We start from the raw sequence: 15,315 nt of genomic DNA on the forward strand, positions 1-15,315 counted from the left end.
CCACCCCCCTTCTCTTCTCCCGCGCCGCGGCCCCCCCCCCGCGCGCCCACGGCGGCCCCCCCTAACCCGGGTGGCCCCCAAACGGGCCCCCCGGGGGGGCGGCGCGCCCCCGCGGCGGGGCCCGCGGCCGCATCGACCTGCGCCGCACCCTGCGCCGCTCGCTGTCCACCGGCGGCGTCCCGCTGCGCCCGGCCCACCGGCTGCGCCGCCCCGCCCGGCCGGAGCTGGTCCTGATCTGCGACGTGTCCGGCTCGGTGGCGGGCTTCTCCGACTTCACCCTGCTGCTGGTCCAGGCGATGCGCGACCAGTTCAGCAAGGTCCGGGTGTTCGCCTTCGTCAACCGCACCGCCGAGGTGACCGACCTGCTGACCCGTGGCGGCGGCGACCCGGCCGCGCTGGCCCGGCGGATCATCACCGAGGCCGAGGTGACGGGCCACCACGGCAACAGCGACTACGGCTCGGCGCTCGGCGGGTTCGCCGAGCGCCACCTGGACGCGGTGGGCCCGCGGACCAGCGTGCTGATCCTCGGCGACGCCCGGAACAACCACCGGGACCCCAACCTGCCCGCCCTCCGGCTCATCGCCGCCCGCGCCCGCCGCGTCCACTGGCTCAACCCGGAGCAGCCCGCCCTCTGGGGCACCGGGGACTCCGCCGCCCCCGTCTACGCCCAGGCGGTCGGGATGCACTGCTGCCGCAACGCCCGCCTGCTGAGCGGGTTCATCGCCCGCCTCCTCCCGGTCTGAGGAGGGGTGGCGGGTCCCCGGGCCCCGGCGGGCCCGGCCGGACCCGCCCGGCCGGGGCCGGCCACCCGGTGGCGGCCTCAGCCGTCCAGGTGCCGGAGGAAGTCCAGCAGCGCGGCGCTGACCCCGGCCGGGCTCTCCTGCTGCGTCCAGTGCCCGATGCCGGGGAGGGTGACGCGCCGGAACAGCTTGGGCGTCAGGTGCTCCAGCAGCTGCCGCATCGCGTCCTCGGGGATCTGGGAGGTGACCATGTCCTGGTCCCCGGCCACGTAGAGGGCGGGGACCTCCACGGGCCGGCCGGCGAGCCCGGCGAGCAGTTCGTTGTTCCGGTCGATGTTGCGGTACCAGTTGAGGCCGCCGGTGAACGCCCGCTCGCCGTGCTCGGCGTAGTCGGCGACGAAGGCCTCGATGTCCGCCTCCGACAGCCAGGCGGGCAGCTTCTCCGGCGCGTCGAGGGCGTCCAGCAGGGTCTGGCCCTCGCCGACCACCCAGGCGCGCGGCCCCGGGTCGCGCGGACGGTCGCCCGAGCCGCTGTAGAGCAGGCGCCGGAACGTCTCGTGCGGGTCCCGGGCGAGTTCGGCGTCGGCGACGCCCGGGCGCTGGAAGTAGATCTGGTAGAAGCCGTCGCCGAACCGCTCCCTGGCCTGTGCCAGCGGCGGCAGGCCGAGGGTCGGCAGCGGCGGGACGCTGAGGCCGGCCACGCCGCGCACCAGGTCCGGGCGCAGGGTCGCGGTGGTCCAGGCGACCGGGGCACCCCAGTCGTGGCCGACCAGCACCGCGTGCTCCTCACCGAGCGCGCGGATCAGGCCGGTGACGTCGCCGACCAGGTGGAGCAGGGTGTAGGCGTCGACCGCTTCCGGCTGCTCGCTGCGGGCGCAGCCGCGCTGGTCGACGGCGGCCACCCGGTAGCCGGCCGCGGCGAGCGGGGCGAACTGGTGCCGCCAGGAGTACCAGTTCTCCGGGAAGCCGTGCAGCAGCAGGACCAGCGGGCCCTCCCCCTGCTCGGCGACGTGCAGCCGGACCCCGTTCACCTCGACGTGGTGGTGCGAGATCTGTCCGTACGCCTGCTTGGTCATCCGGCCCCTCCTCGTTGACGACTCGTCAACCGCCGGAACGGACAGCGACCGGGCGTTCGTTCCCGCACCGGCCGGGTTCAGCCGTTCGCCGCCCGGAGTCGGGCCAGCTTCTCCTGCGCGTCCGCCATGTCCTCGGCCGTGGGCGCGTCGTCCTGGGTGCAGCGGTGCCGCCAGTAGCCGCTGAACTCGACCGAGGCCTTCGGCACGCCGCGCTCCTCCACCAGGTGGCGGCGGAGCGCACGGACCGCGGACGCCTCCCCGGCCAGCCAGGCGAAGGGCGTGCCAGCCGGCAGGTCGGCGGCGGCGAGGGCCTCGACCAGCACCCGGCCGGGCGCGGCGGAGCCGCGGTGCAGCCACCGGACGGTCGTACCGGGCGGGGCGGGCAGCGGCTGCTCCTCGGCGCGGTCGGCGACCTCGGCGAACACCACCGCCCCGGTGCCCTCGGGCAGCGCTTCCAGCAGGGTGCCGATCGCGGGCAGCGCCGACTCGTCCCCCATCATCAGCACCCAGTCCGCCGCCGCGGCGGCATCGGTGAGCGACAGCGGGGAGGCGTACAGCGCGGAGGGTCCGACCATGCCCAGCCGGTCCCCGGGCCGGGCCCGCTCGGCCCAGGCGCTCGCCGGACCGGAGTCACCGTGCAGCACGAAGTCGATCTCCAGCCGCCTGGTCCCGGGCCGGCGGCGCCGGAGGGTGAAGCTGCGCATCCACGGCCGCTCCGGCTCGGGGATCTCCAGGTACGCCCGGTACCAGCCCGCGGGGTCCTCGCTCCGCCCGGGCAGGACGGGGACGTCCTGCCCGGGGCGGGGGAAGCAGAGTTTGACCTGCTGGTCGGGCGAGGCGCCGACGCTCGCGTCCAGCGCCTCGGCCTCGAAGGCGATCCGGGCCGTCCGGGGAGTGGTCCGCGTGACGTCGATGACCCGCACATACGTGACGGGAAGGCTCATGGCTCAACCTCCGGTTTCGGTCCCCCGTTGATACCTTATGCCGTAAAGAGTTCCTCGGACCGAGGTTACCTTATGCGATAAGGAGTTCAGTCGTGACCGTCTTCGCCGGCCAGGGCGACGCCCGCCGCTCCATGGCGCTGCTGTGGCGCGCCCCCGAGGCCCCGCGTCCCGGGCGCAGCGGGCCCAAGCCCGGGCTGAGCGTGGACGCGATCGTCCTGGCCGGGATCGCCGTCGCCGACGCCGAAGGACCGGCCGCGCTCTCCATGCGCGCGGTCGGCGAGCGCCTCGGCCGCACCGCCATGGCGCTCTACACCTACGTCCCCGGCAAGGCCGAACTGCTGGACCTGATGCACGACCGGGTGCTCGCCGAGCTGCCCTCGCCCTCCGGCGGCCACGCCCCGGCCGGGGGCTGGCGGCCGGCCGTCACCGCCTGGGCCGAGGAGGCCCTCGACTGCTACCTCCGCCACCCCTGGGTGCTGCAGATCTCGCAGGCCCGCCCGGTCCTCGGGCCCGGCGAGCTGGGCGCGATGGAGGCCCTGCTGGGCATCCTCCAGGGGGCCCGGCTCGACCCCCGGCGGCTGCGGGGTGCGGTCGCCGCCCTGTGGCAGTTCGTCCGGGGAGCCGCGCAGACCGCGGCGGAGGCCCGGGCCGCCTCGGCCGCCACCGGTGTGCCGGACGAGGAGTGGTGGCACGCCCGGGCCTCCCAACTGGCCGAGCTGGCGCCCGACTTCGCCGAACGGTTCCCGCTGCTCACCGCCCTGGACCAGTCCGGCGCCGCCGAGGCCGGGGGCCGGGCGGGGGCCGGGAACCCCGCTCCCGACCGCGCCCGGGAGGCCTTCCGCACCGGGCTGGCCGTCCTGCTGGACGGCATCGCCGCGGCGGCGGACGAGGCCTGACGCCGGGGCCGGACGAGGCCTGACGCCGGCGCCGGCCGCTCGCGCCGGCTTCAGTCCCTGGCGCCCAGGCGGTCCAGGAGGCCGGTGCCGAGGGCGACCAGGATGCCCACGCCGATCATCACCAGGTAGCCGACGGTCTGGTGGTCGGCGGGAACGAGGTAGCGGACGAAACCGAAGAGGCGAAAGCCCCACAGGTGGTCGGCGACCAGCCCGCTGATTCCGCCGATGATCAGGACGAAGCTCACGAAGCCGAGGAAGTTCTTCATGGCCACGACGCTAGGCAGCCGCGTCGGGCGCGGGATCCGACTTTCGGCGCGACCCGGCGTCACCAAAGTCGCGCGTGCGGAGCACGGGCGCGGCGGCGAGGGCCGGGGCCGCCGCGAGGGCGAAGCAGAGCGGTGGCGGCAGGTGTCCCACCAGCAGGCCCACGCCCGCGCCGCCGGCCGCCGATCCGGCGTTGAAGGCGGTGTTCACCCAGGCCCCGGCGCGGGTGCGGGCGTCGGGGGCGACCGCCTCGTCCGCCACCAGGTAGGCGGTGGTGAGGGCGGGTGAGACGAAGAGCCCGGCGAGTGCGACGGCCGCACCGAGCAGCAGCAGGTTCGGCGCGAGCCCGGCGGCGGCCAGTGCCAGGCCGAGGCCGGCCGTGAACAGCGGCAGCCGGACGGCGTTCGGCAGCGGACGGTCCAGCGCGCCGAGCCCGAGGCCCCCGACCGCACTGCCGGCCGAGAGCGCGGCCAGCACCCAGCCGACCGCCGCCGGCCGGCCCTGTTGCTCGGCGAAGGCGACCACCATGAGGTCGAGCGCACCCAGCGCCAGTCCGGTCGCGGCCGCCGCGAGCACCGCGCACCGCAGCGCCCGCCCGCCGCCGAGCCGTCCCGCGCGCCGCGCCCGGCGGTCACCGCTCGCGGCAGCCGCCCCTCCGCCCGGCGCCGCCGCGAGCGGCGAGGCCACCAGCAGCAGCGCACCGGTGAGCAGCAGCGCCGCGCCCGCGACGACGGCACCGGCGGGGCCGACGAACGGCAGCAGCACGCCGACCAGCAGCGGTCCGCTGACGAAGAGCAGTTCCTCGGCGACCGCGTCGAGGCTGAAGGCGCGGCGGAGCAGGGCTGGATCGGGCAGCAGCCGGCGCCAGAGGGTCCGCATCACCGGGCCGAGCGGCGGGGTGCAGGCGCCCGCCGCGACGACCAGCGCGGCCAGGACCGCCGGCGCTGTGCCGGGGCGCGCGGTCGCGGCGGCCGCGGCGAGCAGCAGCGCGGTGTACAGCACCGCCATCGGCGGCAGCGCGCGCCGGGGCCCGTGGCGGTCGACCAGGGCGGCCCGGACCGGGGAGAGCGCGACACTCGCGAGGCCGAACAGGGCCGTCGCCGCGCCCGCGGCGGAGTAGGACCCGGTGGCGTCGCGGACGGCGAGCAGCAGGGCGAGCGGGACCACGCCGTAGGAGAGCCGGCCGAGCAGCGCCGCGGCGAAGGTGCGGCCGGCGTGCGGGGCGCGGAGCACGGCGCGGTAGCCGGGGCGTGCGGAGGGGCCGTGCGCGGGCACGGAGGCGGGGGAGGGCATGCGGAAACGTTCCTCGGTGGAGGCCGGGCGGTGGGCGGCTGCGCCCAGCGGCACCGGATGCGTGCGGGGACACCGGAGTACCGCGCCGACGGTGACGGTCGGGGCGCGGTCGCGACGGGTCGGCTACGCACGAGGGACGGACATGGTTCCGAACCGTACCAGCCCGGGGCCCGGGGCCCGGACGGAGCAGCGGGCGGGGCGGGGCGGCGGTCCCCCGGGTTACGTTCGCCGTGTGCACCAGAGGTCACCCCACGTCAGTCGGCGCACCCGGGCCGGGATACCCGCGGCGGCCGGCGCCGTCGTCCTGCTGGCCCTCGCGGCCGGTCCGCCCGCGGCGCTCGCGGACACTCCGCCCACCGGGTCGCCGGGCGCCTCCGCCGCCTCCCCCACCGCCTCCCCGTCCGCCCCGGCCGTCGCCCCCGGCCTCGCGCAGGACGCGACCACCGTGATCGGCGGCGAGCGGCTCGGCCGGCCGACCGTCCAGGTGGCGCCGCGGACCGGGGCACCGGAGCTGCCCGCCGGACTGACCGGGCTGTCCTGGCTGGTCGCCGACGCCGCCACCGGCGAGGTGCTGGCGGCCCGCAACGCGCACCTGCCGCTGCCGCCCGCCAGCACGCTCAAGATGCTGTTCGCCGACACCGTGCTGCCCAAGTTCGACCGCTCCCTGGAGCACCGGGTGACCCCGGCCGAACTGGCCGGGGTGGGCGCCGGGAGCAGCCTGGTCGGGATCAAGGAGAACCTCCCCTACCGGGTCGAGGACCTCTGGCGCGGGGTCTTCCTCGCCTCCGGCAACGACGCCGTGCACGTCCTCTCCCACATGAACGGCGGGCTGGCCCGCACGGTCGCGCAGATGCAGGAGCGGGCGGACGCCCTCCAGGCCCGCGACACCCGGGTGGTCACCCCGGACGGCTACGACCAGGACGGCCAGGTCTCCTCGGCGTACGACCTCACGCTGTTCGCCCGCGCCGGGCTGCGCAACCCGGACTTCCGGGCCTACTGCGCGACCCGCACCGCGCGCTTCCCCGGCGGGCTCGACCTGACGACCGGGCAGCGCACCGCCTTCGACATCGCCAACACGGACCGCCTGCTGGGCGCGTACCCCGGTCTCATCGGGGTGAAGAACGGCTACACCACCAACGCGGGCGCCACCTTCACCGGCGCCGCCGAACGCGGCGGCCGGACGCTGCTGGTGACGGTGATGCACCCGGAGCAGCAGTCCAAGGTGTACGGCGAGGCGGCGGCGCTGCTGGACTGGGGCTTCGCGGCGGCCGGCCGGGTCGAGCCGGTGGGCGCCCTGGTGGAGGAGTTGGAGGACGGGGACGAGGCCGACGAGGAGGAGGCCGGGGAATCGGCGCCGGACGCGGAGGACGAGGCACCGGAGGACACCGGGATCCTGCCGGAGGTCGTCCGGGAGGCCGACCAGGCCCTCCGGCAGGCGGACCACGCGCTCGGCCCGGTCGGCTGGACGGCGGGGGCCCTGTGCGGGGCCCTCGCGCTCTGGGCGGCGGCCCGGGTCCGGGCCCGTCGGCGGCTGCACCCCCGGACGGCCGTGGCCGCCCGACCCCCGGTGCCGCCCGGCTCCCCCGCCCCGCGCGGCGGACCCGCACCGTACGACGGCACCGCACCCTGCGGCGGACCCGCACCCTACGGCGGCACCGCCCCGCGCGGCGCCACCGCCGTGGGCGGCTCCACGGCGGTGGGCGGCGGCGGCCGTCGCCGGCTCGCCCGCCGGGCCCGGGGCCTGGTCCGCTCGGCCCGTGCCCGGCTCACCCCGGCCGGCACCCGGAGCCCGTAGCCCGCGGGCGCCCTAGAATGCCCGGCATGAGCGCCGCCACCCCCCACCCCGACCCGCACCGGCAGAAGCGGCTCGAACGCCTCGTCAGCCTCTCCTCCGGGAGCTATCTGCTGGTCACCACCTTCAAGAAGGACGGCAGTGCCGTCCCGACCCCGGTGTGGGTGGTGCGCGACGGCGAGGCGCTCGGCATCTGGACCGTCGCCGACTCCTGGAAGGTCAAGCGGATCCGCAACCGGGCCGACGTCCTGGTCGGTCCCTGCGACGTGCGCGGCAATCCGACCGGTGAGTCCCACCGGGCGACCGCCGAGGTCCTCGGCCCGGAGCGCACCGCCGCCTACCGGACCCTGCTGCGCCAGAAGTACGGTCTGGTCGGCGTCCTCACCCTGCTCGGCAGCCGGCTGCGGCGCGGCGAACGCGGCACCGTCGGCATCCGCCTCACCCTCACCGACGACTGACGGCCGACGGACGGCCGACGGACGCCCGACTGACGGCCCACCGGTCACACCGGCCACGCCGGCCACCAGAAACCCGTCCGGTTCATGTCAGCCGAAACGTTCTCCCGTTGTACGCCTGGTCGTCCGCCAGAGCGCGCGGTATGGCAACGGTGGCGCTGCTACAACACACAGCGCCCCACCATCACCCGTTCGCGCGTCAGGAGGACGCCCCATGCGGCGAACCGATCGAGTCCGGCTCCGTGCGCTGGCGGTGGCATCGGCCGCCGCCCTCGTGGGAGCGCTCACAGCCCTGCCGGCCGGCACCGCGCACGCGGTGTCGCCGGACATCGTGATCAGCCAGGTGTACGGCGGCGGCGGCAACTCCGGCGCCCCGTTCACCAACGACTTCATCGAGCTGTACAACCGCGGCACCACGCCGGTCCCGGTCACCGGCTGGACCGTCCAGTACGCCTCCGCGGCCGGCTCCTCCTGGTCGAGGACCACCCTGTCGGGCACCATCGCCCCCGGCAAGTACTACCTGGTGCAGCAGGCCGCCGGGGCCGGCTCCGGCGCCGCCCTCCCGACGCCGGACGCCACCGGCACGATCGCCCTGGGCGCCAACGCCGGCAAGGTCGCGCTGGTCACCAACTCCACCGCGCTGACCTGCTCCACCGGCTGCGCCGCCCAGCCCGGGGTGAAGGACTTCGTCGGCTACGGCACGACCGCGAGCTCGGCCGAGGGCTCGCCGACCGGCAACCTCGCCAACACCACCGCCGCGCTGCGGGCGGGCGGCGGCGCCACCGACACCGACAGCAACGCCGCCGACTTCGCGGTCGCCGCGCCCGGCCCGCGCAACTCGTCCTCCACCGGCGGCGGCACCGGCGGCGCCCGCATCCACGACATCCAGGGCGCGGCCCGCACCTCCCCGCTGGCCGGCCAGGCGGTCAGCGCCGTCCCCGGCGTCGTCACCGCGGTCGGCCCGAGCGGCTACTGGTTCCAGGACCCGCAGCCCGACGCCGACCCGGCCACCAGCGAGGCCGTCTACGTCTACACCGCGGGCGCGCCGGGCGTGGCCGTCGGCGACTCGGTCAAGGTCGGCGGCACGGTGAGCGAGTTCCGCCCGGGCGGCACCGGCGGCACCACCAACCTGACCGTCACCGAACTCACCGCGCCCACCACCAGCGTCCTCTCCCACAACGCCGCGCTGCCCGCCGCCACCGTGGCCGGCGCGGGCGGCCGGGTGCCGCCCGCCTCGGTGATCTCCAGCGTCACCACGGGCGACGTCGAGACGGCCGGCGGCTTCCAGCCGGCCACCGACGGCCTGGACTTCTGGGAGTCCCTGGAGGGCATGCGGGTCCAGCTGAACGGCGCCGCCGTGGTCGGCCCGCGCAGCTCCTTCGGCGAGATCCCGGTCGTCCCGCAGGGCTCGGCCACCCGCACCAACCGCGGCGGCATCCTGCTGCAGGCCGCCGACGGCAACCCCGAGCGGGTCCTGCTGGACGACGTGCTCGCCCCGACGCCGACCGCCAACGTGGGCGACACCCTCTCCGGCGCCACCATAGGCGTCCTCGACTACTCCTTCGGCAACTTCAAGCTGCTGGTCACCGCGACCCCGGCCGTCGTCCCCGGCGGCCTCGCCGCCGAGACCACCGCCGCCCAGGCCGCCGGCGAACTCGCCACCGCGACCTTCAACGTCGAGAACCTCGCCCCCGGCGACCCGCAGAGCAAGTTCGACGGCCTCGCCGCGGCCGTCGTCGGCAACCTCCGCTCGCCCGACCTGATCGCCCTGGAGGAGATCCAGGACAACTCCGGCGCGACCGACAACGGCGTCGTCGCCGCCGACCAGACGGTGGCCAAGCTGGTCACCGCGATCAGCGCGGCCGGCGGCCCGGCCTACTCCTCCCGCCAGATCAACCCGGTGAACGACCAGGACGGCGGCCAGCCCGGCGGCAACATCCGCCAGGTCTTCCTCTACCGCACCGACCGCGGCCTGACCTTCACCGACCGCCCCGGCGCCGGCTCGACCACCGCCAACTCGGTCGTCAACAACGCCGGCACGCCCGCGCTCGCCTACTCCCCCGGCCGGATCGACCCCGCCAACTCCGCGTTCAACGCCAGCCGCAAGCCGCTCGCCGGCGAGTTCCGCTGGAACGGCCGCCCGGTCTTCGTGATCGCCAACCACTTCAACTCCAAGGGCGGCGACCAGCCCCTCTTCGGCCGCTACCAGCAACCGTCCCGCCCCTCCGAGACCCAGCGCCACGCCCAGGCCACCGCGGTGAAGGCCTTCAGCGACCAGATCCTCGCCGTCGACCCGAACGCCTCGGTCGTCGTCCTCGGCGACATCAACGACTTCGAGTTCTCGCAGACCACCGACCTCCTCACCGCCGGCGGCACCCTGGTCGACCTCCCCCGCACCCTCCCCCTCGCCGAGCGCTACACCTACGTCTACGAGGGCAACTCCCAGGTGCTGGACCACATCCTCATCTCCCCCGCCCTCGCGGCCAAGGCCTACAGCTACGACATCGTCCACCTCAACAGCGAGTTCGCCACCCAACTGAGCGACCACGACCCCCAGATCGTCCGCATCCCCCTCCCGTAGCCCACCCCGCCCCACCCGGCTCCCCCCTGCCCCGGCGTCACCACCCCGACGCCGGGGCAGCGCCGTACCCGCGGGAGACCGTACGCGCTCCGGCCTTCGCCGGGTGCGGGCGCGGGCACGGGGTGGGGGTATGTGATTCGGGTCATTCGGGGTGTACGGGAACTCACCGGGGCAGGGGGACGACTGGTGGGGGGTGAGTGGGATGTCGCCGGGTGGCCGGCCGTTGAGTGTGCTGGCGGGGTTCGCCCTGCTGCTGGTGGTGGTGTTCGTCGTGGCCTTCGTGGTGGGGCGCGGGGCCGGGCCGGTGGCGCCCGGGCTGACGCCCGGGGGCGGGGGCGGCGGGAAGCCCGGGACGGGGCATCAGATGGGGGCGGGCCGGTGAGGGCGACCGCGGAGGCCGATGCGCTGGTGAGCACCGATCTGGCGGTCGGCGGGATGACCTGTGCGGCCTGCGTGGGCCGGGTGGAGAAGCGACTGGCCCGGATCGAGGGCGTGAGCGCCGGGGTGAACCTGGCCACCGGACGGGCGCGGGTGCTGCACCCGGCCGCGGTGGGCGTCGAGGAGCTGGTCGCGGCGGTCGAACGGGCCGGGTACACCGCCGAATTGGCCGAGCCCGGGACGGGCCTGGACAGTACCGGGCCGGAGGACGCCGAAGACCGGTGGCGGCTGCTGGTGACGGCCCTGCTGGCCGTGCCCGTGGTGGTGCTGTCGATGGTGCCCTCGCTCCAGTTCCCGGCCTGGCAGTGGGTCTGCTTCGGGCTGGCGCTGCCGGTGGTGAGCTGGGGCTCGGCCGGGTTCCACCGCCGGGCCCGGCAGGGCCTGCGGCACGCGGCGGCGACCATGGACACCCTGGTGAGCCTCGGTGTGGTCGCGTCGTTCGGCTGGTCCGCGTACGCGCTGCTGTTCGGCGGGGCGGGCGCGATCGGCATGCGGATGCCGTTCTCGCTGACCGCCGACGGCGGCGGCGCCGCGCACGTCTACCTGGAGGCGGCCGTCGGGGTGCCGCTGTTCGTACTGGCCGGGCGGCTGCTGGAGGGCCGGGTGCGGCGGCGCAGCGGTTCGGCCCTGCGGGCGCTGGCCGAGCTGGGCGCCAAGGAGGTCTGCGTCCGCGATCCGCGCACCGGCGAGGAGCGGCTGCTGCCGATCGAACGGCTTTTGCCGGGGCAGGAGTTCGTGGTCCGGCCGGGCGAGCGGGTGGCCACCGACGGGGTGGTGGTCGAGGGCGGTTCGGCGCTGGACCTGAGCCTGCTGACCGGTGAGTCGGTGCCGGTGGAGGTCGGGCCGGGCGACCGGGTGGCGGGCGCCACGGTGAACGTCGGCGGGTCACTGGTGGTGCGGGCGACGGCGGTCGGCGCGGACACCCAACTGGCCCGGATCACCGCGCTGGTGGCGGACGCCCAGGCGGGCAAGGCCAGGGCGCAGCGGCTCGCGGACACGGTCGCCGGGGTGTTCGTGCCGTGTGTGCTGACGGTGGCGGTCTGCGTGCTGGGCTTCTGGCTGGGCGCGGGCGCCGATCCGCAGGCGGCGGTGACGGCGGCGGTCGCCGTCCTGGTGGTGGCCTGCCCGTGCGCACTGGGCCTGGCCACGCCGACCGCGCTGCTGGCCGCGACCGGGCGCGGAGCCGAACTGGGCGTGCTGGTGCGCGGTCCCGAGGTGCTGGAGAGCCTGCGCCGGGTCGACACCGTGGTGCTGGACAAGACGGGCACGCTGACCACCGGCCGGATGGAGCTCACGGCGGTGGCCGTGGCGGTCGGCGCGGGGGTCGGCGAGGAGCGGGTGCTGCGGCTCGCGGGAGCGGTCGAGCACCGGTCGGAGCACCCCGTCGGGCGGGCCGTCGTGGGGGCGGCCCGGGCCCGGTGCGGCTCCGAACCGCTGGCGGGGGTGGCCGGGTTCACGGCCACCGCCGGCGTCGGGGCGTCCGGGGAGGTCGAGGGCCTCCTGGTGCGGGTGGTGCGCCCGGAGGCGGTCGGCGGGCCGCTGCCGGAGGAACTGGCGCGGGCGCGGGCGGACGCCTCGGCGGCGGGCCGCACACCGGTGGTGGTGGAGCTGGACGGGCGGCCGGCGGCCGTGCTGGCGGTCGGCGACACGGTGCGCTCGGGCAGTTGGCGTGCGCTGCACCGGCTGCGCGGCATGGGCCTGGAGCCGGTGCTGCTGACCGGGGACGGTCCCGGCGCGGCGCGGGCCGTCGCGGCGGAGCTGGGCATCGAGCGGGTGCACGCCTCGGCCTCGCCGGAGCGCAAGGCGGAGGTGGTGGCGGAGCTGAGGGCCGCCGGTCGGACCACTGCGGTGGTCGGTGACGGGGTCAACGACGCCGTCGCACTGGCCTCGGCGGACCTCGGGGTGGCGCTCGCCTCGGGAAGCGACGCGGCGATCGGCGCGGCCGGGCTGACGCTGGTGCGCGGGGACATCGAGGCGGTGGTGGACGCCGTCCGGCTGGCCCGGCGCACCCTGGCGACGATCCGGGTGAACCTGCTCTGGGCGTTCGGGTACAACGTGGTGCTGATCCCGCTGGCGGCGGTGGGGTTGCTGAACCCGATGCTGGCGGCGGTGGCGATGTCGCTGAGTTCGCTGCTGGTGGTGGGCAACAGCCTGCGGCTGCGGACGTGGCGCCCCGGGCGCGGCGCCGGCCGTACGGACTCCGGTGGCACGACGGGTGCGGCGGGCACGGCGGGTGCGGCGGGTGCGGCGTGGTGAGCGGGCGGACGGCCCGGGTGCTGGGGGCGGCCCGGCGGTTGCGGGTGGCCGGGCCGCCGGTGGCGGCGGCCGGGGTGGCGCTCGCGCTGCTCTCGGGGTGGACGGCGGTCGGCGGGGCCGGGACGGCGCGCCCGGTCGAGGTGGAGCCCGGGTGGCTGCTGCTGCCCACCGCGAGCGGGGCGCCGGTCACCGCCGCCTTCTTCACGGTCCGCAACCCGGGCGACATCCCGGACGAGCTGACCTCCGCCGGCTGGGAGTTCGGCGGCAAGGTGACGCTGAAGCGGCATCTGCACCAGGGTGCCTCGGGCCGGTGGGCGCCGGCCGCGTCGCTGCCGGTGCCGGAGCGCGGCGCGTTGGTGATGTCGCCGGAGGACTCCGATCTGATGATCACCAATCCGCCGCCGCTGAAGGTCGGGCAGTGGGTGGAGTTCACGCTCGGCTTCCGCAACAGTCCACCGGTGCGCGTCAGGGCGGAGGTCCTGCCGCCCGGCGGTCGGCGCGGCGGCTGACCCGGGGCGGCGGCCCGGTCGGGCGGCGGCCGGGCCGGGCCGGTGACGGCCGGTCCGGAGCGGCCGTCCCGCACGGGGCACCGGGCGCCGCCAGGGGCGCGGCTCGGGATTGTCGGCCGGGTCCGGTAGTTTGTGCCCATCCTGCGGAGGGCGCCGGGAAGCCGCGTGCCCGACCCGAAGGTCCTGTGCCCGTCCGTGTCACGCCGTCACGCCCTCGCGCCGTCACGTCGCGCCCGGACGCACCCACGCCCGTACCCGCTGCACCGGCACCCGCCGCCACACCCAGGAGCTCTCCCATCAACACCGTGATACGCCGGACTGCCCGCACGACCCTGGTCGCGGCCGCCTGCGGCACCGTTCTCGCCACCGGCCTCGCCGCCTGCGGCACCGTGCAGCAGCTCAGTGCCGCCGACAAGGTGTCCACCGCGTTCGAGAAGCTCGGCCAGGGCAAGTCCTTCAGCGCCAAGCTGTCGCTCGCCGCCACCGCCGAGCAGATCGAGGCGTTCGGGACGGCCACCGGCGAGAAGATCGAGAAGGACGAGGCGGCCGCGCTCGCCGCCGTCAGCCTGTCCGTCGCGGTCAGCGCCGACAAGCCGCTGAAGGACGTCCAGCCGTCCAAGGGCGCCGACGGCGCGGCCCCGAAGACCGACCCGTCGCTCTCCTCCTCCTTCGCGCTCACCGGCAAGGGCGGGGCGTCGCTGTTCGAGCTGCGCCAGGTCGGCGACCGGGCCTTCGCGAAGGCGGACCTGGCCGGCTTCGTGAGCCTCACCGGTGAGGACGCCTCCGAGGTCGACCAGCTGACCGCGAGCCTGCCGGCCGCCATCCAGGGTGCGCTGACGGGCAAGTGGGTCGCCTTCGACGCCAAGGAGCTCGCGGGAGCCGGCGCGGCGGACGTCGCGGGCACCGCCGGGGCCTCCGCCGCGCCGTCGCTCGACCCCAAGCTCACGGACGGCCTGACCGCGTCGCTGAAGGACATCCTCAACAACGACCTGTCCTTCGAGGACAAGGGGAAGAAGGACGGCAAGGAGCGGATCACCGTCACCGCCCCGGCCCGCAAGCTGGCGAACGACCTGCTGAAGGCCTTCGCGCCGCTCACCAAGGACCTCCCGGACGTCGACGCGCTGCCGAAGACCGCCCCGACGGAGATCCCGGACCGCAACCTGTCCCTGGACGTCGTCCTCGACGGCGGCGCGCTGTCCGCCGTCACCTTCGACCTCGCCCAGCTGGAGGAGAAGGCCACCGCCACCCCGCTACCGCTGCAGATCGCGTTCGGCAAGGACGCCCCGGCGGTCCAGGCGCCCGCCGACGCCGCCACGATCACCTCCGACGACATCCTCGGCCTGCTGGGCACCTTCGCCGGCGGCGCGTTCGGCGCGGACCCGCTGGGCGCCGGGGCCGACGGCACCGGCACCGGCATCGGCGGCCCGGGCGAGGCGGCGGCGCCGCTCACCGACGCCCAGGTCAAGGAGCTGACCGCCGGCGGCACGATGAACGAGGAGCAGGTCCGGCTCTACAACAAGCTGGGCATGAGCTACCAGGACATCAAGGACCTCGCCGCCATGGGCTCCTGACCGTGAACCCGCCGCCGCCGGGCGTCCGTCTCCTTCGCTGAGGGGGCTGCCCGGTCGGCGGGCGGCCTCGGCCGTACCGACCGAGGAGTGTCCCGTGAGGAAGACCAGGACGGCGTTGGCCGCCGCCGCTCTCGCCGCCGTCGCCGTGACGGCGGCGCCCGCCGTCGCCGTGGCGGAGCCGATGCACTGCACCAGCCCGACCTGGGGCGGGGAGTACCTGTGCGGCAACGAGTACGGCTCGCCCGGCATGGCGGAGTACGCCTACCGGGACGGCCGCCGCCAGGTGTTCGTCATCGGCACCGACCACGCGGTGTGGACGCGATCGAGCAGCGCGTCCGGCAAGAAGGGCTCCTGGTCGTCGCTGGGCGGCTACCTGATCGGCGGCGTCGGCATCAGCGCCTCCGACACGGGCAACGGCCGGTTCGAGATCGCCGCCAGGGGCACGGACTACAAGCTCTGGGCGCGACGCCACGCCGAGGACGGCAGCTGGAGCGCCTGGA

General features: G+C 76.1%; 13 protein-coding genes and 1 pseudogene. 10 read left to right on the plus strand and 4 right to left on the minus strand.

What is annotated here, in order from left to right:
• Positions 1-119 precede the first annotated feature (119 nt).
• Positions 120-743, plus strand: a pseudogene (locus ACFU74_RS26700) (VWA domain-containing protein); the annotation flags it as partial.
• Between the two features lie 77 nt (positions 744-820).
• Here the strand turns inward: ACFU74_RS26700 and ACFU74_RS26705 are convergent.
• Entirely contained in the window at positions 821-1,816 is a 996-nt protein-coding gene (locus tag ACFU74_RS26705) for an alpha/beta fold hydrolase (protein ID WP_380761124.1), read from the minus strand.
• Between the two features lie 77 nt (positions 1,817-1,893).
• A complete protein-coding gene (locus ACFU74_RS26710; protein WP_380761126.1) occupies positions 1,894-2,760 on the minus strand; it encodes a siderophore-interacting protein in 867 nt (288 codons plus the stop codon).
• A gap of 92 nt (positions 2,761-2,852) precedes the next feature.
• Between ACFU74_RS26710 and ACFU74_RS26715 the strand changes: the two genes are divergently transcribed.
• Complete coding sequence (locus ACFU74_RS26715) at positions 2,853-3,656, plus strand: TetR/AcrR family transcriptional regulator (RefSeq protein WP_380761128.1); 804 nt, start codon at positions 2,853-2,855, stop codon at positions 3,654-3,656.
• A 50-nt stretch (positions 3,657-3,706) separates the two neighbouring features.
• On the opposite strand, the gene ACFU74_RS26720 is transcribed toward ACFU74_RS26715, so the two are convergent.
• Positions 3,707-3,922: a hypothetical protein gene (locus ACFU74_RS26720; protein ID WP_380761130.1), complete on the minus strand. Its 216-nt coding sequence runs from the start codon at positions 3,920-3,922 to the stop codon at positions 3,707-3,709.
• A 10-nt stretch (positions 3,923-3,932) separates the two neighbouring features.
• Complete coding sequence (locus tag ACFU74_RS26725) at positions 3,933-5,213, minus strand: MFS transporter (protein WP_380761132.1); 1,281 nt, start codon at positions 5,211-5,213, stop codon at positions 3,933-3,935.
• 232 nt (positions 5,214-5,445) lie between these two features.
• Between ACFU74_RS26725 and ACFU74_RS26730 the strand changes: the two genes are divergently transcribed.
• The 8 genes from ACFU74_RS26730 to ACFU74_RS26765 form a co-directional block, all read left to right on the plus strand.
• The gene (locus ACFU74_RS26730) at positions 5,446-7,008 is read left to right on the plus strand and encodes a D-alanyl-D-alanine carboxypeptidase family protein (protein WP_380761134.1); all 1,563 of its coding nucleotides are present in this window, start codon (positions 5,446-5,448) and stop codon (positions 7,006-7,008) included.
• Between the two features lie 26 nt (positions 7,009-7,034).
• Positions 7,035-7,463 (plus strand): PPOX class F420-dependent oxidoreductase, encoded by a 429-nt coding sequence (locus ACFU74_RS26735; protein ID WP_380761136.1) that lies wholly within the window; start codon positions 7,035-7,037, stop codon positions 7,461-7,463.
• Positions 7,464-7,674: 211 nt separating this feature from the next.
• Complete coding sequence (locus ACFU74_RS26740) at positions 7,675-10,041, plus strand: lamin tail domain-containing protein (protein ID WP_380761138.1); 2,367 nt, start codon at positions 7,675-7,677, stop codon at positions 10,039-10,041.
• 223 nt (positions 10,042-10,264) lie between these two features.
• On the plus strand, positions 10,265-10,423 hold the full coding sequence (locus ACFU74_RS26745; protein ID WP_380761140.1) for a hypothetical protein: 159 nt from the start codon (positions 10,265-10,267) through the stop codon (positions 10,421-10,423).
• A 26-nt stretch (positions 10,424-10,449) separates the two neighbouring features.
• Positions 10,450-12,735, plus strand: coding sequence for a heavy metal translocating P-type ATPase (locus ACFU74_RS26750; protein WP_380761142.1), 2,286 nt, complete (start codon positions 10,450-10,452; stop codon positions 12,733-12,735).
• A complete protein-coding gene (locus ACFU74_RS26755) occupies positions 12,732-13,244 on the plus strand; it encodes a copper chaperone PCu(A)C (protein WP_380761144.1) in 513 nt (170 codons plus the stop codon). The genes ACFU74_RS26750 and ACFU74_RS26755 overlap by 4 nt, the downstream gene beginning before the upstream one ends.
• Positions 13,245-13,549: 305 nt before the next feature.
• The gene (locus ACFU74_RS26760) at positions 13,550-14,815 is read left to right on the plus strand and encodes a hypothetical protein (RefSeq protein WP_380761145.1); all 1,266 of its coding nucleotides are present in this window, start codon (positions 13,550-13,552) and stop codon (positions 14,813-14,815) included.
• A 94-nt stretch (positions 14,816-14,909) separates the two neighbouring features.
• Positions 14,910-15,315, plus strand: a 406-nt coding sequence (locus tag ACFU74_RS26765; protein ID WP_380761147.1) for a hypothetical protein, incomplete at its 3' end; no start/stop codon positions are given.

Source organism: Kitasatospora sp. NPDC057500, from assembly GCF_042802195.1.
In the GTDB taxonomy this organism is placed as follows: domain Bacteria; phylum Actinomycetota; class Actinomycetes; order Streptomycetales; family Streptomycetaceae; genus Kitasatospora.